This is a genomic window from Streptomyces sp. NPDC039609 (assembly GCF_055596705.1).
In genome coordinates this window covers 394788-412586 of the sequence record NZ_JBVIUJ010000004.1, presented here as the reverse complement: position 1 = coordinate 412586, position 17799 = coordinate 394788, and the positions used below count along the sequence as shown (strand labels likewise).

The 17799-nt window shown below is 71.0% G+C and carries 14 protein-coding genes and 3 pseudogenes; 6 read left to right on the top strand and 11 right to left on the bottom strand.

All coding sequences use genetic code 11. From position 1 onward, the window contains the following. Window positions 1–67: 67 nt before the first annotated feature. The 3 genes and pseudogenes from ACZ561_RS14050 to ACZ561_RS14040 all read right to left on the bottom strand — a co-directional run bounded on the left by ACZ561_RS14050 (window position 68) and on the right by ACZ561_RS14040 (window position 3354). Window positions 68–1115, bottom strand: a pseudogene (locus tag ACZ561_RS14050) (FAD-dependent monooxygenase). Between the two features lie 96 nt (window positions 1116–1211). Further along, window positions 1212–2165 carry a fumarylacetoacetate hydrolase family protein gene (locus ACZ561_RS14045; protein ID WP_470993846.1) on the bottom strand — a complete coding sequence of 318 codons (954 nt, stop codon included), beginning with the start codon at window positions 2163–2165 and terminating at the stop codon, window positions 1212–1214. Window positions 2166–2208: 43 nt separating this feature from the next. Next, window positions 2209–3354, bottom strand: a complete 1146-nt coding sequence (locus tag ACZ561_RS14040; protein ID WP_470993844.1) for a VOC family protein — start codon at window positions 3352–3354, stop codon at window positions 2209–2211. Between the two features lie 139 nt (window positions 3355–3493). Here ACZ561_RS14040 and ACZ561_RS14035 point away from each other — a divergent pair, with 139 nt between their 5' ends. Further along, window positions 3494–4129 (top strand): TetR/AcrR family transcriptional regulator, encoded by a 636-nt coding sequence (locus tag ACZ561_RS14035; RefSeq protein WP_470993841.1) that lies wholly within the window; start codon window positions 3494–3496, stop codon window positions 4127–4129. A gap of 180 nt (window positions 4130–4309) precedes the next feature. On the opposite strand, the gene ACZ561_RS14030 is transcribed toward ACZ561_RS14035, so the two are convergent. Then, window positions 4310–5563 carry a glycosyltransferase gene (locus ACZ561_RS14030; RefSeq protein WP_470993838.1) on the bottom strand — a complete coding sequence of 418 codons (1254 nt, stop codon included), beginning with the start codon at window positions 5561–5563 and terminating at the stop codon, window positions 4310–4312. A 45-nt stretch (window positions 5564–5608) separates the two neighbouring features. Beyond that, window positions 5609–7042 (bottom strand): amidase, encoded by a 1434-nt coding sequence (locus ACZ561_RS14025; protein WP_470993836.1) that lies wholly within the window; start codon window positions 7040–7042, stop codon window positions 5609–5611. Window positions 7043–7338: 296 nt separating this feature from the next. Between ACZ561_RS14025 and ACZ561_RS14020 the strand changes: the two genes are divergently transcribed. After that, a complete protein-coding gene (locus ACZ561_RS14020) occupies window positions 7339–7923 on the top strand; it encodes a snapalysin family zinc-dependent metalloprotease (protein WP_470993834.1) in 585 nt (194 codons plus the stop codon). A 382-nt stretch (window positions 7924–8305) separates the two neighbouring features. Further along, window positions 8306–9142, top strand: a complete 837-nt coding sequence (locus ACZ561_RS14015) for an endonuclease I family protein (protein WP_470993831.1) — start codon at window positions 8306–8308, stop codon at window positions 9140–9142. Window positions 9143–9184: 42 nt separating this feature from the next. Here ACZ561_RS14015 and ACZ561_RS14010 read toward each other — a convergent pair whose 3' ends face one another. The 4 genes from ACZ561_RS14010 to gdhA form a co-directional block, all read right to left on the bottom strand. After that, window positions 9185–9406 carry a hypothetical protein gene (locus ACZ561_RS14010; RefSeq protein WP_329113465.1) on the bottom strand — a complete coding sequence of 74 codons (222 nt, stop codon included), beginning with the start codon at window positions 9404–9406 and terminating at the stop codon, window positions 9185–9187. A 98-nt stretch (window positions 9407–9504) separates the two neighbouring features. Continuing rightward, entirely contained in the window at window positions 9505–10716 is a 1212-nt protein-coding gene (locus ACZ561_RS14005) for a cation:proton antiporter (protein ID WP_470993826.1), read from the bottom strand. A gap of 325 nt (window positions 10717–11041) precedes the next feature. Further along, entirely contained in the window at window positions 11042–11317 is a 276-nt protein-coding gene (locus ACZ561_RS14000) for a hypothetical protein (protein ID WP_470994464.1), read from the bottom strand. Window positions 11318–11459: 142 nt separating this feature from the next. Continuing rightward, window positions 11460–12806, bottom strand: a complete 1347-nt coding sequence (gdhA, locus tag ACZ561_RS13995; RefSeq protein WP_470993823.1) for an NADP-specific glutamate dehydrogenase — start codon at window positions 12804–12806, stop codon at window positions 11460–11462. 362 nt (window positions 12807–13168) lie between these two features. Between gdhA and ACZ561_RS13990 the strand changes: the two genes are divergently transcribed. Then, window positions 13169–14377 carry an NAD(P)/FAD-dependent oxidoreductase gene (locus ACZ561_RS13990; RefSeq protein WP_470993820.1) on the top strand — a complete coding sequence of 403 codons (1209 nt, stop codon included), beginning with the start codon at window positions 13169–13171 and terminating at the stop codon, window positions 14375–14377. Window positions 14378–14419: 42 nt separating this feature from the next. Here ACZ561_RS13990 and ACZ561_RS13985 read toward each other — a convergent pair whose 3' ends face one another. After that, the gene (locus tag ACZ561_RS13985; protein WP_470993818.1) at window positions 14420–15949 is read right to left on the bottom strand and encodes a PucR family transcriptional regulator; all 1530 of its coding nucleotides are present in this window, start codon (window positions 15947–15949) and stop codon (window positions 14420–14422) included. Between the two features lie 230 nt (window positions 15950–16179). Here ACZ561_RS13985 and ACZ561_RS13980 point away from each other — a divergent pair. Both ACZ561_RS13980 and ACZ561_RS13975 read left to right on the top strand, forming a co-directional pair. Next, a pseudogene (locus ACZ561_RS13980) lies at window positions 16180–16934 on the top strand (FAD binding domain-containing protein); the annotation flags it as partial. Continuing rightward, window positions 16917–17294: pseudogene (locus ACZ561_RS13975) on the top strand (molybdopterin-dependent oxidoreductase); the annotation flags it as partial. The pseudogenes ACZ561_RS13980 and ACZ561_RS13975, both read left to right, overlap by 18 nt. 47 nt (window positions 17295–17341) lie before the next feature. On the opposite strand, the gene ACZ561_RS13970 reads toward ACZ561_RS13975, so the two are convergent. Beyond that, on the bottom strand, window positions 17342–17761 hold the full coding sequence (locus ACZ561_RS13970; RefSeq protein ID WP_470993815.1) for a TOBE domain-containing protein: 420 nt from the start codon (window positions 17759–17761) through the stop codon (window positions 17342–17344). Between the last annotated feature and the right edge of the window lie 38 nt (window positions 17762–17799).

The window sequence follows — 17799 nt, the reverse complement described above, 5'->3', positions numbered from 1 at the left end:
TGTCCCTCTTCGCGTTCTGGCGAAACCACGCACGAAACCACGCACGCCCCGCACTCGACTCGGCGCGTCAGGGCGTGGCGCTCCTCGACAGGGGCGCACGGGCGGTCCGTTGCGCGGGGAAGGGGCGCAGGGCCGAGCACAGCAGGGGAGCCCACTCGGACGTACCGCTGAACCCCCCGCCACCGGCCGGAGCGGTGGTCATCACGACGCGGTCGGGGCGCAGAAGGACCGCGTCCGCCCGGCCTGCACGCAACCAGGCGGCGAGGGTCCCGTCGTCGACGACGACCGTTTCGCCGGGGTCGGCGTCGGAGACGCCCGAGGCGTCCAGGTGGACGATCCGTGCGCCGAGAGCCTGGGCGACGGCCCGGACGACAGGCGCGGGCGGCACGGCCGACAGGACCGCGAAGGAGTCGCCGAGCACGTCGTCGAGGCGGACGCGCTCGCCGTCCGTCGTCACCCACGGCTGGGGCACCAGCGTGCCCGCCAGGCGGCGGCCGGTCAGACGGCCGTGGTGCACCAGGCCGCCACCGACCAGGGCCGGGCCGAGGCCGTTGGCGGAGAGGTACGAGGCGAGTCCGGGGATAAGGCAGACCGCCCCGAGCGCGGTACGGCGTACGGCGGCGGCCTTGTCCTGACCGCCGGTCATCGCCCAGCGCATGTGGGTCCGGCGCGTCCTGCTCGACGGCAATCACCTCCACCCCGCCCCGCAGTTCGCACTCGGGGTGACGAGCCAGGGCGTCCCGCAGCAGCCGTTCGAGTTCGGGCTGGTCGTAGAGGGTGGTCTGCGGGAATCCGTGGTGGCCGTGCGGATCGTCCCGCCGGAACTCGGCCATCACCCGGTGCCCGGCGTCCAGCAGTCTGAGACCGTTGGCGGGCCGTGCGATGGCGGTGAACCCCTCGTGGATGCCCAGGGCCTGGAGGATCCGGCGGACCTCGTCGTCCATGGCCACGGCGCGCGGCAGCGGGTACACGTCCCTGTGCCGCTCCAGCAGGATGCTGCGCACCCCGCGGCGGGCGAGCAGGATCGCGGCGGTGACACCGACGGGACCCGCCCCGACGATGACCACCGACGCCGCCGGGGCTTCGCCGCCCGGAGCGTCCTGGGTCGATTTCATGCGCGGCTCATCCGTGTGCTGGTCGGCGTGGGTGACAGCGGTGCGCTGCTCGCCGAGGTCGATCCGCCCGTCCGGCGTGGCGATTCCATGCGCGGCTCACTCCGTGTGCTGGTCGGCGTGGGTGACAGCGGTGCGCTGCTCGCCGAGGTCGATCCGCCCGTCCGGCGTGGCGATGCTCGCCGTCACGACATCGCCCTCGTGGAGGTAGTGCGGGTTCTTGGTCTGGCTCCTGAAGAACGCCTTCCACTTCACGGCGGGCGGCAGGAGCGCGCCGATCTTCTCGACCGCCTTGGGCGGGGCCTTCAGAGCGGTGCCGCCGGGGGTGCCGGTCAGCAGCAGGTCGCCCGCGTCGAGCGTCTGGAAGCGGGCCAGCAGGGTCAGCGCCTCCGCCGGCCGGACGATCATGTCGGCGAGGGTGCGGTCCTGGCGCAGGTCACCGTTGACGGACAGCTTCAGCCGCAGGTTCATCAGGTGGGCGAAGTCGTCCGGCTCCAGCAGGGCGAGGTGGGGTCCGGTGGGTGTGAAGGTCGGGTACGACTTGCTCTCGTAGAACTGCGTCTTGGTCAGCTGGACGTCGCGGGCGCTGACGTCGTTGGTGATGACGAGCCCGGCGACGTACGTCGGCAGGTCCCCCTCCGTGACGACGGCGCCGATGGGCAGCGACGCGCCCAGGACCAGGCCGAGCTCGACCTCGTAGTCGAGGAACTTCACGTGCGATGGGCGGACGATGGCCTCGGCCGGGCCGCTGACCGAGCCTGACGCCTTACGGAAGAAGGCCGGCGGGATGTCGCCGGTGAAGCCCGAATCGCGGGCGTGGCTGCGGTAGTTGACCATCTGTGCGACCACCCGGCAGGGAGTGGTGACCGGGGACAGCACCACCAGTTCGGCGACGGGTGTGCCCTGCTCGCCGGAGACGGCGGCCTCGCGCACGGCCTCGCGGTCGGCGAGCAGTTCCGCGGTGGTCCGGGCCTTGGTCTCGACGCGGACGGCGCGGCCTTGGGAAAGGGCCGCCCACCAGCCGTCGGCAGCGCGCAGGACGTTGATGCTCATGTCAGTGCCTTTGTGAGTTGCGGGAGTCGAATGACTTGAGGGGTCAGGAGTTCGCGGCCTTCAGCAGGCCCAGCAGACGTGCTCGGTCGAGCTCGTTGTCGCCGCGCATGGCTTCGACGACCTCGCGGAGTCTCTTGGGCGAAGGGTTTGCGCCGAGGAAGTCGCGGGTGGCCGGTGGCCCCCACTGGGCGAGGCCACTCGTCGACATCGGCGCCCAACCGGGCTCGACGTCACAGGAGAAGAGGTCGCCGTCGGCGAAGTGCTCCAGCATGAATCGATCGGGGTCGCGCCAGTAGTCGAAGAGCTGACTGCCCTGGATGTGCCGGCCGATGCCCCAGCTCCGCTGGTAGCCGCGCTCCCCCAGGTACTCCCCTCCGGCGGCGATCGCATCGAGGTCGGTGACCTGGTAGGCGGAGTGCACATAGCCGGTGCCCGGCCCCAGGTGCATGGCCAGGGTGTGGTGGTCCACGGCCAGTCCGCCCTGGTCGCAGCGGATGAACGCCATGGTGGGGCCGCGGTCGCGCTGCCCGTCCAGGAACAGGAAGTCGGACACGATCATCCCGAGCGTGTCCAGGTACCAGTGCAGGGCCTGGGTGAACACCCGGGTCTCCAGGACCACATGGCCCAGGCGCTGAATACGGGACGGCTCGCGCGGCGGGCGCTGGGTGACATTCGTACGGCGCGGCTCGGTGCCGAAGTTGAGCAGGAGGGGCTCCTGCTCGGGCAGCGCCGGCAGTCGTTCGCCGCAGTACACCACGCGCACCGGGAAGCCGGAGGGGTCGAGCAGGTCGACCGCCTTCCCTCCTCCAGGGACGTTCGCGTCCCGTACGGCGGAGCCCGTGACACGGGCCAGCCGGTCCAGGTCGGCCCGCTCGGCCGCACGGAACGCCGGGCCGATGAACCGGGACGCACGCCCCCGGCGGATCACCATGCAGGGCGAGCCGGCGAAGGTGCCGCGCAGCCACAGTTCCCGCTCGTTCCGGGCGGCGATCGTGAAGCCGAAGTCACGAGCGAACACCTCGGCCCGGTCCAGGTCGGGCTTCTCGAACTCCAGCCAGGCCAGGTCGGCCGCCTTGATGACCGGGTTGCGGGAGCGGCCGGGGTGTTCGCCCCGCAGGGCGCCCTGCTCGCTATGCAGGTCCTGGTGGGCCGTCTTTACATCGGTCGCGTTGATGCGGGCGTCAGGCATGGTGCCCTCCGTCGTCGACGGGGTCGGATGGTCCCTGTTGTTTGAGGAAATCCTCAGCTCTGACCACATCTTCGTCAACGGCTCGAGAAAGATTTCTGAGGAATTCATCAAGACTGTGGATCGTGGTTACACTTGGCCCATGCCGATGTCAGCCCCACCCACCAACCGGTTCGAACGGCGCCGCGCGACGACCCGGCAGGCACTCGTTCGAGCGGCCCGGCAGATCCTGGCCGAGTCCGGCGACACCAGCGTGAGCATCCAGGTGATCGCGGACCGGGCGGACGTGGGCTTCGGCTCCTTCTACAACCACTTCGACTCGAAGGCCGCCCTCTTCGACGAGGCGGTGATCGACGCCCTCGAGGAGTACGGCCGGGCGATCGACGAGTTCCTCGACGGCGTCGACGACCCCGCCGAGCGGATCGCGTTCGGCGTGCGGCTCAGCGCCCGCATGGCCGGGACACACCCGGAGATCATGCGGATCCTGCGCCACCGGGGACTCGGGCACATCCACTCCGACCGCGGTCTGTCCCCTCGCGCCCTGGACGACCTCAAGACCGGCTCGGCCTCCGGCCGCTTCACCTTCGCCGACCCCGAGATCGCCCTCACGGCACTCGGCGGCAGCGTGCTCGCCCTGCTCGAACTTCGACTCGGCCGACCCGACGGCGACAGCGACGAAGCCGCCGGCGCCATGGCAGAGATGATGCTGCGCATGCTGGGCGTCCCCCCGGGGGAGGCCCGGGAGATCACCAGCCGCCCGCTTCCCTCCGCCGACTGACGCCCGGTCGGCGGAACCGGGGCCGAAGCGGAGCCACCCCTGACACGGGAGGGTCAGGGCCGTCGGAGAGTCAGGCCGTGTCCGGGCCTGGCTGCCGACTGCCGACCGCGTCCGGGGACGGCTGGGGAATCGCCGTCACCGCCGCCGCCCGGCAAGGCGCTGACGGCTGTGGAATCGCCGTCACCGCCGCCGCCCGGCAAGGCGCTCCAGGGTGTCCAGTACGGGCTGCGCTCCGTCCTCCCGGGCCAGTTGTTCGGCGAGGAGACGGGAGCGGGAGCGCAGGGCGGGGTCGCGGGTCGCGGCGGTGATCGCGGCCGCGAGGCGCTCTGCAGTCAGGCGCTGGTAGCGCAGTGGGGGCGGAGCGACGCCGAGGCGGGTGAGCCGGGCGGCCCAGAAGTGCTGGTCGAGCTGGACCGGCACCGGCACGGCCGGAACTCCGGCGCGCAGACCGGCCGCGGTCGTACCGGCGCCGGCGTGGTGGACGACGGCCGTGGTTCTCGGGAACAGCCAGACGTGCGGGACCTCCTGGACGGTGAGCAGGTCGTCGCCCTCGGCGTGCAGGCCGCTCCAGCCGGCCTGGACGATCCCGCGCACCTTCGCTCGGCGCAGGGCCTCGACGAGCAGGGCGCTCAGCCGCTCGGCCCCGGCGGTGACGAAGCTGCCGAAGCCGACGAATACCGGCGGCGGGCCGGAGTCGAGGAAGTCCACCAGCCGGGGGTCGGGGCGCCAACCGGGCGTCGTTCCGGGCCACCAGTAGCCGCAGACCCGGTGGCCCTCGGGCCAGTCGGCGGGCCGCGGGACGATCCGGGGGCTGAAACCGTGCAGGACCGTCCGATCGCGCGGCAGGGCCAGCGGACCGGCCCACCGCCGGGGCCGCAGGCCGAGCTCGCGCCGGAGTTCACCGACGGCGGGAGCGAAGATCCGGTCGGTCGCGACCCACAGTGCGTGCGTGGCCAGCCGGTTGCCGTACGGTCCGAACGACCGGCGCCCCGTCATCATCGGCGGAAACTCCGCGGTGGGCTGGAGCGGCTGGAGGTGGAGACCGACGCTCGGCAGACGCAGCGCCTCGGCGAGCACCGAGCACATGGGTTCCGTGACCGTGGAGCTCAGGATGACGTCGGCTCCCTGGCGCACGGCGTCCGCGACACCGGCGCTCAGCCGGGGCATGAACGCCGCTGCCATGCGCGCGATCCGCGCCATCTCCCCCGGCGCGCCGACCGCTTTCGCCAGCCGCTGTCCGCCCGCAGACGCCAACTCCTCCCGTGGGTCGACCGGCAGCGGCCGGAACCCGAGTCCGTGAGCCGTCACCACCCGCTCGAAACGCCCATGGGTCGCGAGCACCACGTCATGGCCCGCCGAGCGCAGTCGCACGCCCAGTCCGGTGTAAGGGGCGACATCGCCCCAGCTTCCCGCCGTCACGATCAACACGCGCACCAGGGCAGCTTGTCAGACCCGCGGGACTCTGTCGGGGACGTGCTGTCACACGTCCTGAATACGACGGAAGGGCTGCTCCGCCTCCAGCGCGAACGCGACCTCCAGCAGCGTCCGTTCACCGCCCGGGCGACCGGAGAACATGACGCCGATGGGCAGTCCGTCCTCCGTGGCGCTCGTGGCGGGCAGCGAGATCGACGGTGTGCCGACGACGTTGTTGACCGGCGTGAACGCGACGTACGCGAGGATCCGTTCGATGAGCGTCGCGTACGGAACGGTCGGGCTGAGGTGGCCGATGGGCGGCGTGGTGTGGGCGAGCACGGGAGACAGGATGAGATCGAGACCACGGAAGGCCGCCGCGTACGCCCGCACCGTCCGCTTCAGCCTGCGCAGCACGGCCGGAGTGCGCTGCCAGTTCTCGAGGTACGCCTCGCGCAGGCCCCGGCTGAGGCCGTCCATGCGGCGCCGGTCGAAGTCCGTGCCGAGGGTCCGGCCGGTGACGCCGAGGAGGAACGACAGCATCCCCCAGTAGGTGAGGAAGTCTTCGGTGAAGCGGGGGTCGAGGGCCAGCTCGACCGGCTCCACGGTGTGGCCGAGCCGTTCGAGCGTGGCCACGGTCTCCGTCACGGCCGTCCGGGTGGCGGTGTCGGCCTGGACACCGTTCGGCGAGTCGAGCAGGAACCCGATCCGCAGACGCCGGCCCGAGGGGCCTTCGACCAGGCCCAGGGGAGGCAGCTTCGGATTGCGCCAGTGGGTCTCGGCGGCGGCGAGGAACGCGGCGGTGTCCCGCACCGAGCGGCTCACGACACCGTCGGAGACGAGGTCCAGCGGCAGTTGACGGCTCTGGGCGTTCGCCACGACCCGGCCGCGGGTCGGCTTGAGACCGACGAGTCCGCAGCAGGCGGCGGGGATCCGGATCGACCCGCCGCCGTCGTTGGCGTGCGCGATCGGGACCGCCCCGGCCGCCACGAGCGCGGCGCTGCCGCCGGACGAACCGCCTGCCGAGTAGCCCGTGTTCCAGGGGTTGCGAACGGGTTCGGCGCCCTCGTACTCCGTGGTCGGGCTGAACCCGAACTCGGGCAGCCGGGTTTTGCCCAGCACCGTGACGCCGCTGCTCAGGAACTGCCGGGCGAACGGCGCGTGCTGTCGGGCCGCCCGCGGGGTGAAGGCCGCGCTGCCATGGCCGGTGGGCAGCCCCTGGTGGTCGGTGTTGTCCTTGACGAAGGTCGGCACCCCGGCGAACACACCGCCCGCGCCACCCACACCGCCTGCGCCGGCCGGGTGCGCCGGGGAGTCGACGTGCGCCTGGACCGCGTTGAGCCTCGCCTCTACCGCCCGCACCCGCTCCGCAGCGTCCCGCGCGACCTCGGCGGCGCCGACCTCGCCCCGCCGAATCGCCGAGGCGAGACCGACGGCGTCGTACTCCCCCAGGGCGTCGTCCCGGAAGGCGTGCACCGTCGTTCGTTCGTCGAAAGTCGTCACCGCTACCTCAGCCCCGGCCGTGTGATGGGTCGTCCCCCATCATTCCTTACTGTCAAGTAACACGCGAGGGGTTCGCGACTCCTCCGCGACGCGCCATCGAACACCAAAGCCCTGCACGAGATATGACAAGCAATCAAACATGACAGGTGCATGACGGATGAGGGTGAGAGGGCATACCTTCGGAGGGCCCCGGGAGGATCGGCAACCGACCACCCCGGTCGACCAGTCACCAGCGCCGCTCTTCCCGCACTCTCGGTTCCGCGTGGTTCCGAGCCCCCACGAGTGAAGGAGCAGCAATGCCGCTCTACACATGGCTGAAGGCGGGAACCACCGCCGCAGCGGTCGTTCTGGCCACGGCGACGGCGGCGAGCGCCGCGGCCGCGCCCACCTCGATGCCGTCGACGGCGAGCGCATCGGCGGTGGTGACACTTCGTTACGACGACAGCCGGGCCGGCGACTGGGAGGCGGCGATCACCGCCGGAGTCGCCTCCTGGAACGCGAACGTGACCAACGTGAAGCTGGTCGAGGCCGCGCCCGGCACCCGCGCCGAGATCGTCATCGTGGCCACCACCGGTTGGCCCCAGGCCACCCTCGGCCCCGTCCGCCCAGGCAGGCAGGTCCGCGTCGAGCTCGGGAGCCAGGCGGTGGCCCAGGGATACGACAAGACCCGTATAGCCGCCCATGAACTCGGCCACAGCCTCGGCCTTCCCGACACCAAACCCGGCCCGTGCTCACAGCTGATGTCGGGCTCGAGCCCCGGCACGAGCTGCGTGAACGCGGTCCCGAACGCGACCGAGCGGGCCCGGGTGCAGTCCGCGTACGCCAACGGCGCCGCCTCCCTCCTGCCCCTCGACGGCCGGATCCTGGTGGACGCCCCGTAGCGGAGGCCGCGAACGGCAGGGTGCCCGCCCGTGTTTGACGGTCGGGCACCCTGCCGACGGTCGGTCTCCCCCTGCGTCGGGCACCCTGCCGACGGTCGGTCTTCCCCCTGCGTCGGGCACCGTGCCGCCGAACGGCCTTCCCTCTGCGTCGGAAGCGGTCATCGAAACGACGGAGGCGGCCACCGATACACCGCGCACGAAGCCGGCGCTCTCCACGGTGTCACCACAGGACAGGTGCACGGCGTCCACGCGCCCGTGGCCAGGACATGCCAAGCTCGGCCTGAACCACCCACCGTGATCCGTCTGTCGGGCACCACGTCCGGGCCTGCCGATCGCCGGAACGAGGCGCCGTGCCCGCCGAGCGAGAGGACACCCCCCACACATGTCCGCTCACCACAGGCAGCGCCCTTGGCGGCGCCCCGTCCTGAGCATCGTCGCGACCGCCGCGATCGCCGCCTCCACCGCGGCCTACGCATCCGGCGCCCAGCCCCCGCCGGCCGGTGCCGGCACGCCCACTCCGGCTGCAGCGCCGCTGGACGCCACGTACTACGAAGGAGCGCTCGGCAAGACCGGTGCCGAGCTGAAGAACGCCCTCCACACGATCATCGGCGAGCAGACCAAACTCTCGTACGACGAGGTCTGGGACGCGCTGAAGACCACCGACGAGGACCCGGCCAACCCGGACAACGTCGTCCTGCTCTACTCAGGACGCTCACAGGCCAAGGACACCAACGGCGGCGGCGCGAACGACTGGAACCGCGAGCACGTCTGGGCCAAGTCGCACGGCGACTTCGGCACCGCCACCGGCCCGGGTACGGACATCCACCACCTGCGCCCCGAGGACGTCACCGTCAACTCGACCAGGGGAAACCTCGACTTCGACAACGGGGGCGACCCGGTCGACGAGGCTCCCGGCAGTCTTTCGGACGGTGACTCGTTCGAGCCGCGGGACGAGGTCAAGGGCGATGTGGCCCGCATGATCCTCTACATGGCCGTCCGCTACGACGGCGGCGACGGCTTCCCCGACCTCGAGCCCAATGACCAGGTCGACAACGGCTCCGCGCCGGCGATGGGCCGTCTGTCGGTCCTCAAGCAGTGGAACGACCAGGATCCGCCGGACGCCTTCGAGAAGTCCCGCAACGACAAGATCTTCGGCATCCAGAAGAACCGGAACCCCTTCGTCGACCACCCCGAATGGGTGGCCGAGATCTGGAGGTGACGGAGGCTCCCGCGCGCATGGGAGCCCTGTCCGCCCGCGGGCTCAGGCTCCCATGCCGAGGACGGCGAGGTTCAGCGCACGCAGGTCCGGAACGGGAGGAAGGTCGTGCGGCTCCTCGCCGCGTCCCTCGTACATGGCACGGACGGGACGCAGGCCGTCGACGCCCCCGGTGGCCCAGGGGGCGTCGAGCGGAGGCAGGGACAGGGTCATGCGACGGCCGTCGGGGAGGCTGGTCTCGAAGGTGGTGTCTTCACTCGACTGCATGGGCGGCTCTCTTCCGTGAGTGGTGCATGCGTCGGCGATGATCGCCCTCGCCCGGTATGACGCTCGACGCCGGCCGCAGGTTCCCGAGACCCGCCGGCTCACGGTGAGGTGCGCCGGCGGGCGTAGAGCCTGCCGAGGGGCTCGGCGCTCACGCCGTGCAGCACGATGCTGACCATGACGGTGATCACCATCACCCGGGAGATGAAGTCACCGCCACCGGCGGCGGGCAACTGGATCGCGGCGAGCAGGCCGAAGACCACCGAGGTCACACCTCTGGGCCCCATCCATCCCAGGAAGAGCCTGTCGGTCAGGGACAGATCCGTACCGATCAGCGCGAGCATCACGGGCACCATGCGCACGAGGGTGACGGCGAGGAGACCGTAGAGGATGACGGAGAGGTGGAACCCGTCCCAGAACTGGTCGTTGACGATCTGGCCGAAGAGGAACCACAGGGCGAGCGTCAGCAAGGTGACCAGATCGTCGGTCATCTCCACGGCGTCCTTCGGCAGATGCCTCATGGCGGGTGCCATGCAGACCCCGGCCACGAAGGAGGCGACGAAACCGTTGCCGTCCAGGGACGAGGAGAGGGTGTACGCGGCGATGGGCACGCTCAGCACCGCGAGCCTCGTCGCGGCGTGCTGCGTCCAGCCCCTCACCCAGGACCGGCGCAGCACCCATCCGGCCAGGTAGCCGACGAGGGATCCGGCCCCGATGGCCCAGCCCGCCGATCCGACGGCGTCGACGACGGCCTCGGCGTAGTCGTCGCTCGCCGTGTGGGACTCGACGGCGGCGGCGACGCAGAGCAGGAACACCGGCGAGATGATCCCGTCGTTCAGGCCGCCCTCGACGTTGAGCACTTCCCGCAGGCGGGCCGGGATGCGCTTGTCCCGCACCACGGCCGCGGTGGGCGCCAGATCGAGGGGGACGACGACGGTGGCGAGCGCCGCGAGAACCCATCCGGGCTGGTGGGGGAAGAAGGCGAGCGCGGTCAGGAAGGCGGCGCCCAGGGTGAGCGGCAGCGCGACGCCCAGGAGACGGGCGACGACGCTCCTCTCCCGGCGGATGACTCCCTCGGGAACCTCGGTCGCGTCGACGAAGAGGAGAAGGGCGAGGACGACCTCCACCGCATGTTCGAAGCCCGCCATGTCGCCGAAGTCGAAGACGAGCGGCGGGTCCGAGCCGCTGGTGAGGGCGATGCCCGCCACCATCATGGCGATCGGCGCGGTGATGCTCCATCGCGCGAGCCGGTGCGACAGGACGCACCAGGTGAACAGAATGCCCGCGATGACGGTGACGGCGATCAACAGCATCCGCGCTTTCGAAGGGGCCCTCGGACAGACGCAGCGTAGGGCGGGAAGTCCCTCCGACCCGTGCGAGCACGCCGACGAGGACCCGTCCCACCCCCGACCGGCGGTCGACGTCACCTCCGGCATCGCCCCTCCTCGACACTCCTATTCGACACCCCTCCGCGACGCCCCGCCGCGACACCACGGGACTCGATCTCGAATGGCATTCGATTTCACGTGCCGTCGATGGATGCGGAACTGCCAAGATCCCCTGAGGGGCGCGTGACCGGGTCGTTCGGTACGTGTCCGGTATGGCCACAGATGTCGATGTATTTCTTCGTCGTCTGGCTCAAGAGCTCAGGCCACGGGTGCACCAGTCGGCCGACGTGCTGGTGCGCCGTATGCGCAGCGAGCTTCCCGAGCTGTGGGAGTACGAGGACTTCTCCTCCATCGCTCCCGAACATGCCAGGAACTGGCGGACGTCGGAGCCAAGGCCTTCGCCGACCTCGTCACCGTGGACCTGCTCGACTCCGTTCTCCGCGACGAGGGCGGGCGCGGCCTGCTCCTGGTCGCCCGGCTCGCGGAGCGCATGGGGCGCGCGGCACAGCCGCGAGGGAAAGGTCATCTGGGCGGAACAGGCCCTCCCGGCCGCAGTGGGCGCCGGGAGCCACGCCTGACAGCCCGCCTCGCGCGCCGAGGCGGCGCGAAAAGCGGGCTGTCCACGAGCGGACCGTCCACGTACGGACCCGTCCAACGGAGCGCTGCCGTCAGATGATGCCCTGGGCCGTCATGGCCTGAGCCACCCTCAGGAAACCGGCCACGTTGGCGCCGAGCACGTAGTCCTCGGGGTTTCCGCCGTACGCCTCGGCGGTGGCGCGGCACTGGGTGTGGACGTCGCGCATGACCGTGGCGAGCCGGCTCTCGGTCTGCTCGAAGGTCCAGCTGTCGCGGGATGCGTTCTGCTGCATCTCCAGCGCGGAGGTGGCCACGCCGCCCGCGTTCGCGGCCTTCCCCGGCCCGAAGAGGACCCCGGCCTCCCGGAACACCTTCACCGCCTCGGGGGTGCAGGGCATGTTCGCACCCTCGGCGACCGCGAGCACCCCGTTCTTGGCCAGGGCCACGGCGTCGTCGCGACCCAGCTCGTTCTGGGTGGCGCACGGCAGGGCGATGTCGCACGGGACGTCGTAGACGGTGCCACGGGCCGTGAAGCGCGCGGTCGGCTTCGCCTCCGCGTAGGCGGAGATCCGGGCGCGGCGCACCTCCTTGACGTCCTTCAGCAGCTGCAGGTCGATGCCGTCCTCGTCGACGAGGTACCCGGAGGAGTCACTGCAGGCCACCACCCGGCCCCCCAGAGCCTGCACCTTCTCCGCCGCGTACACGGCCACGTTCCCCGATCCGGAGACCACCACCCTGCGCCCGTCGAAGCCGTGGCCGCGAGTGGCGAGCATCTCCTGGGCGAAGTACACCGCGCCGTAGCCGGTGGCCTCGGTACGGACATGGGAGCCGCCCCAGCCGACCGGCTTCCCGGTGAGGACACCGGACTCGTAACGGTTGGTGATCCGCTTGTACTGGCCGAACAGGTAGCCGATCTCCCGCCCGCCGACGCCGATGTCCCCGGCGGGTACGTCGGTGTGCTCGCCCAAGTGGCGGTACAGCTCGGTCATGAAGGACTGGCAGAACCGCATGATCTCGCCGTCCGAACGGCCCTTGGGGTCGAAGTCCGCGCCACCCTTGCCGCCACCGATGCCCATGCCCGTCAGCGCGTTCTTGAAGATCTGCTCGAAGCCGAGGAACTTCACGATGCCGAGGTTGACGCTCGGATGGAAGCGCAGGCCTCCCTTGTACGGGCCGAGGGCGCTGTTGAACTCCACCCGGAAGCCCCGGTTCACCCGCACGGATCCCTGGTCGTCGACCCAGGGCACCCGGAACATCAGCTGCCGCTCGGGCTCGCAGAGCCTCTCCAGGAGGCCGGTGTCGACGTACTCGGGGTGTCGCTCGATCGCGGGTGCGAGGGACTCGAGGACCTCGGCCGCCGCCTGGTGGAACTCCGCCTCGCCGGGATTGCGCCGGCAGACTTCCGTATAGACGGCTTCCATATGTGCGCTGACGTTCATGCCTGTGTCTCGCTTTCTCCGAAAGTTCCGTTGCCCGGGGGCGACGTCACACAGTTCTCGTCGGACCTTAGCCCGCGCGGGTGTTGGGACGATCCGCGATCCGGTCGACCGCCCGGACAGCGCGCGGTGTCGCGGCGGCCGCAGGAAGCCGTCCTCCCGGACGGGCCGGAACGCACCGTCGGACGGGGCGTTCCACCCCGCGCCCCGCTCGTCCTGCACAGGGATCCTCCCCTCCGCACTGCGCGGCTGATGCCGGTGACGTCCGGTGGCTGACCTGGGACCTTGCCGGCTCGGTCACCTTCCGGACGCGCCGGCCCGGGCCCGGGGATAGCGTGGAAGTACAGCAACCATCAGGTGACGCCATGCCCAACAAGACCTACGACGCCATTGTGGTCGGAGCGCGCTGCGCCGGTGCGCCGACCGCGATGCTGCTGGCACGACAGGGCCACCGGGTCCTCCTGCTGGACCGGGCCCATTTCCCGAGCGACACCGTCTCCACGCACCTGATCCATCCGCCGGGCCTGGCGGCGCTGGACCGCTGGGGCCTCCTGAGCCGGGTGACCGCCGGCGATCTGCCGATGATCACCACGTACTCCTTCGACCTCGGGCCGGTCACCCTGGCCGGTTCCCCGGCCGGGTGCGGTTTCGCCGGCTCGTACGCGCCGCGCCGCACGATCCTGGACAAGATCCTCGTGGATGCCGCCGTGGCGGCGGGCGCCGAGGTGCGCGAGGGGTTCTCCGTCGAGGAGCTGGTGAACGGGGGTGAAAGCGCGGGCAGTACCGTGACGGGGATCCGGGGACGCGAGCACGACAGCCCCCGGGTGACGGAGCACGCCCGGGTGGTGATCGGCGCGGACGGCGCCCACTCGCTCGTCGCGCGGACCGTCGGAGCCGCCTCCTACGCCGAGAAACCGAAGCTGCAGGCCAGCTACTACACCTACTGGTCGGGGCTCGGCTTCGACACGTTCGAGGCGTTCCTGCGGCCCGACCGGGGGTTCGCGGGCTGGCCCACCAACGACGGCCTGACCCTGCTCATCTGCGGCTGGCCCATGCGCGAGTTCGAGGCGAACCGGACCGACGCCGAGGGCGAGTACCTGGCCACCGTCGCCCTGGCTCCCGCCCTGGCCGAACGGATCGCGTCGGCCACCCGAGTCGAACGCTTCGTCGGGACCGCGGTCCCGAACTACTTCCGCACACCGTACGGACCGGGCTGGGCCCTGGTGGGGGACGCCGGCTACCTCAAGGACTTCATCACCGCTCAGGGCATCCAGGACGCCTTCCAGGACGCGGAACTGTGCGCCCGGGCCGTCGACGAGACCCTCACCGGACAGCGCCCCTTCGAGGAGGCCATGCGGGACTACCAGGAGGCCCGCGACGGGCGCGTACGGGAGATGTACGAGTTCACCGCCGACTTCGCCCGTCTCGATCCGCCGACTCCTGAGATGCAGCAGGTGTTCGGTGCCATCGCGCAACAGCAGGAGACGATGGACGGCTTCGCCCGGGTGGTCGCCGGGGTGACCACTCCCTCGGAGTTCTTCTCCGACCCGGCCCTGACACCCGCGGCGGGCTGAGCCGCCTCACCGCGCGCGCCGGACCTCGCCCGCCACCGGCGGTCAGCGGCACAGGAGCGCGGCGCGCAGATCGAGTTTGTGGTCGAGTCGGGAGAGGTCGCGTCCGGTGAGGGCCTCGATGCGCTGGATCCGGTAGTGGACCGTGTTCACGTGCAGGTTGAGGGTCTCGGCGGTCCGCGCCCAGGAGCAGTTGAGGCCGAGGAACACCTCCAGGGTCTCCAGGAGGACGCGGTGGGAGGCGCCGGCACCGTCCAGGAGCGGGCCCAGGGTCTTGGTGCTGTACACGGCCTTGACGTCTGCGGGGACCCCGGCCAACAGTGCCTCGACGGTGTCCAGTTCCTCCACCCCCCTCACCCGCGCCTCCCCCGCTCCTCCCGACCTGGCGGCGGCCGCCGCGTAGCGCGCCTGTTCAAGGGCTCGTCGTAGGCCGTCGGCGTGCGGTACGGATGCGCTGACGCCGGCGCGCAGAGCGGTCGCCCCTTGTGGACGGCAGCCGGCCAGGAGGGGCCAGAGGTCCGCCAGTCGGCTGCTCGTCCCGTCGTCCGCGGTGGCTTCGAGTACGCCGATGGCTTCGCCACCGGGCCCGGTGCCGACCGCGAAGGCGGGCGCGAGGTGGCTCAGTGCCTCGGTGAGCGCGTCGGCCGCGGTCGCGTCGCCGTCGGCGTCGTCCATCGAGGCGACGAGTACGCGGTACCGCGTGTCCCGAGACGATAGGCCGCAGGCGCGGAGCGCACCGTCCACGGCGGTGGCGTCGGGCGCGGGGGTGTCGATCAGGCCGACGAGCGTGTCGGCGGCCTCTCGTTCCGCCCTCCGCCGGCGGTCGTGGTGGTCCCGGTACTGGGCCATGACCTCGGCGATCTCGTGCAGGACGCGCGGCGGTGTCGTGGCCTCGGCGGGGAGGTAGAGGTGCCAGGCGTCGAACGGTGTGCCGCCCGTCCCGGCCCTCAGGGTCGTGCCCGTTGTGTCGTGGAGGCTGCTCGCGGCCTGGTGGGCCGTCAGTTCGGGGGCGGACGCGGTTCGCGCGACGGTCCGGCCGCTGCTGGTCAGCAGATGGCAGGGAGGTGTTCCGAGGTGCGCGAAGGCGCGGTCAAGGAGCTCTGCCGGTGTGGGCCCGCGTTCGAGCACTCGGCTCAGGTCGTTGCGCACGTTCTCCGGGAGGGCGTGATGGAGGGTGGGGCGGCGGCTGAGATCGCCCCACTGCCGCAGGTACACGGCCTCGGTCACCGCTCGGAACGTCGTCTGCGACGGCACGGCGAGCAGCGGTATGCGGTGCGCCTCGCAGGCGGCGACGAGATCGGCGGGGACCGTGCCGTGCGTCTCCTCGCCGGCCAGGAGCGCGGCGGCGCCGGAGGAGCGGAGCGCGGCGACGAACCGGTCGGTCCTGGCGCGGCTGTCGTCCTGGTTCCACCACACCAGCCCGCTCAGGACGATCTCGCCCGGCTGGAGGAAGCGGGCGGGGTCCTCCAGATCAGTGGCTGTCACTCCGCTGATCTCGTGACCGAGAAGGCCTTCGTCACCCCAGAGCAGGGCGAGACGAAGGCTGTCCAGTTGGAGGAGGTGTCCGACGTGCATGCGCTGCCTCCCTGCGCGACCCCAGGTCGATCCATGTGCCTCACATTAGCAAGGCAAGAATGTGTTCATGCATCGTAAATGCTAAGGCGATTCAGGAAGACGCCTCTTGGTTGATCAACCAATCCCTGCCTTGGCCCGGTGGTGCATTCCGTGTGCGCAACCAGTCGTTTGCGCCCCGGCGCGCGGGTTCCACTGGCGGAAGGCAAGTGGCCGAAAGGGCATGGGGCGACATGGATCTGAACACGGTGCTCGACGTACGCGACGCTCGCCGTCGCGAGACCTGGCGGCCGGGGGACGCCTGGCTCGGCGGTGGGACCTATCTCTTCTCGGAGCCGCAGCCGCACATCCGTCGGCTGATCGATCTGAGCCGTATGGGCCGGGAACCGCTCGTACGGCATCCGGACGGGTCACTGGAGATCGCGGCCACCTGCACGGTCGCGCGGCTGTACCGCTACGCCGTACGCTCCCGGCCGCCGCGGCGCTCCTCGTCGAGCAGTCGTGCCGGGCGTTCCTCGCCTCGTTCACGATCTGGAACATGGCGACCGTCGGCGGGAACCTGTGCAACGGACTGCCCGCCGGACCGATGATCTCGCTGACGGCGGCCCTCGACGGGGAATGCCTGCTGCTCGGCCAGGGTGGTTCGCTGCGCCGCAGGAAGGTGGCGGACTTCGTCACGGGCGCGGGGCGCAAGGACCTCGCCGAGGGCGAACTGCTGCGGTCGATCACGATTCCGGCCGCCGGCCTGAACGGTCGGACGGCGTTCCGCCAGGCGTCGCTCTACGGTCTGGGACGCTCAGGGGCCCTGGTCATCGGCGCGCTCGACCCGCGGGACGGGTCGCTGGCCGTCACCGTCACCGTCACCGCGGCCACGACCAGGCCCTTCCGCCTCTGGTTCCCGCTCCCGCCGACCGCGGACGCCCTCCGGGGCTCGATCGACTCGGCCGTGGCCGATCACGAGTGGTTCGACTGGGGTCAGCACGAGGCGACGGTGACGTTCGACTGTGCGACCAGCGGCCCGCAGGAGCACCGGTTCCGTGGCCCGCTCCTGCGGGAGGTGATGGAAGCGGTGACACCGTCCTTCGATCCCCGCCGGCGCAAGGAGCGCGCTCGGTTCCTGGTGGCGTTCACCGACGGGGACGGACACCACGCGGTGCTCTCGTGGGCGGAGTTCGACACCGATTTCGGGAACGGTCCGATCCTGCTCGCCACCCGCATGGACGGGACCGAGCTCGACGAGGCGGGCTGCCAGCTCGTCGTCCCCACCGACCACTGCGGCGCCCGTTACATCAGCGCCGTCACCAGCGTCTGGATCGGCACGTGCCGCGTGCCGGACGACGCGCCCTGAGAGACAGCAGTGCCCCCGCACACGCGGGCGGATCTGTTGAGGATCCGTCAGGCGCCGGCGAGCGAGATCTCGGTGGCCTTGACGAGCGCCACGACCGAGGTGCCGGCCACGAGGCCGAGGTCCGCGACGGCGTCCTTGGTGATGGCCGCGGTCAGAGTGCCTCCTTCGACGTCCACCTTGACGCCGGCCATCGCGCCACCGGTCGACACCTCGCTCACCGTGCCGGGCAGCTGATTGCGGATGCTGAGCCCCTCCACGGGTCCGGTGGCCAGAGCCACCTCGGTGGACTTCACCAGGATGCGCACCGCCGCGCCCTCGCCGAGACGGAGATCCCTGACGGCGTCGGCCGTGATGGCGGCGGTGATGTTCTGACCACCGTCGAGGCGGACCTTGACGGTCGCCATGGCTTCGCCGGTGGTGACCGACGTGACGGTGCCGGGCAGCTGATTGCGCATGCTGAGACTCATGAAGTGATGCCCCGCTTTGCTCTGAAATGTCGATTTGA

Bases quoted from the DNA above. Each gene is read 5' to 3' on its own strand.
- ACZ561_RS14045 (WP_470993846.1), bottom strand. From the start codon at position 2,165: ATGAGCATCAACGTCCTGCGCGCTGCCGACGGCTGGTGGGCGGCCCTT.
- ACZ561_RS14040 (WP_470993844.1), bottom strand. From the start codon at position 3,354: ATGCCTGACGCCCGCATCAACGCGACCGATGTAAAGACGGCCCACCAG.
- ACZ561_RS14035 (WP_470993841.1), top strand. From the start codon at position 3,494: ATGCCGATGTCAGCCCCACCCACCAACCGGTTCGAACGGCGCCGCGCG.
- ACZ561_RS14020 (WP_470993834.1), top strand. From the start codon at position 7,339: ATGCCGCTCTACACATGGCTGAAGGCGGGAACCACCGCCGCAGCGGTC.
- ACZ561_RS14015 (WP_470993831.1), top strand. From the start codon at position 8,306: ATGTCCGCTCACCACAGGCAGCGCCCTTGGCGGCGCCCCGTCCTGAGC.
- ACZ561_RS14010 (WP_329113465.1), bottom strand. From the start codon at position 9,406: ATGCAGTCGAGTGAAGACACCACCTTCGAGACCAGCCTCCCCGACGGC.
- ACZ561_RS14005 (WP_470993826.1), bottom strand. From the start codon at position 10,716: ATGCTGTTGATCGCCGTCACCGTCATCGCGGGCATTCTGTTCACCTGG.
- ACZ561_RS14000 (WP_470994464.1), bottom strand. From the start codon at position 11,317: ATGACCTTTCCCTCGCGGCTGTGCCGCGCGCCCCATGCGCTCCGCGAG.
- gdhA (WP_470993823.1), bottom strand. From the start codon at position 12,806: ATGAACGTCAGCGCACATATGGAAGCCGTCTATACGGAAGTCTGCCGG.
- ACZ561_RS13990 (WP_470993820.1), top strand. From the start codon at position 13,169: ATGCCCAACAAGACCTACGACGCCATTGTGGTCGGAGCGCGCTGCGCC.
- ACZ561_RS13985 (WP_470993818.1), bottom strand. From the start codon at position 15,949: ATGCACGTCGGACACCTCCTCCAACTGGACAGCCTTCGTCTCGCCCTG.
- ACZ561_RS13970 (WP_470993815.1), bottom strand. From the start codon at position 17,761: ATGAGTCTCAGCATGCGCAATCAGCTGCCCGGCACCGTCACGTCGGTC.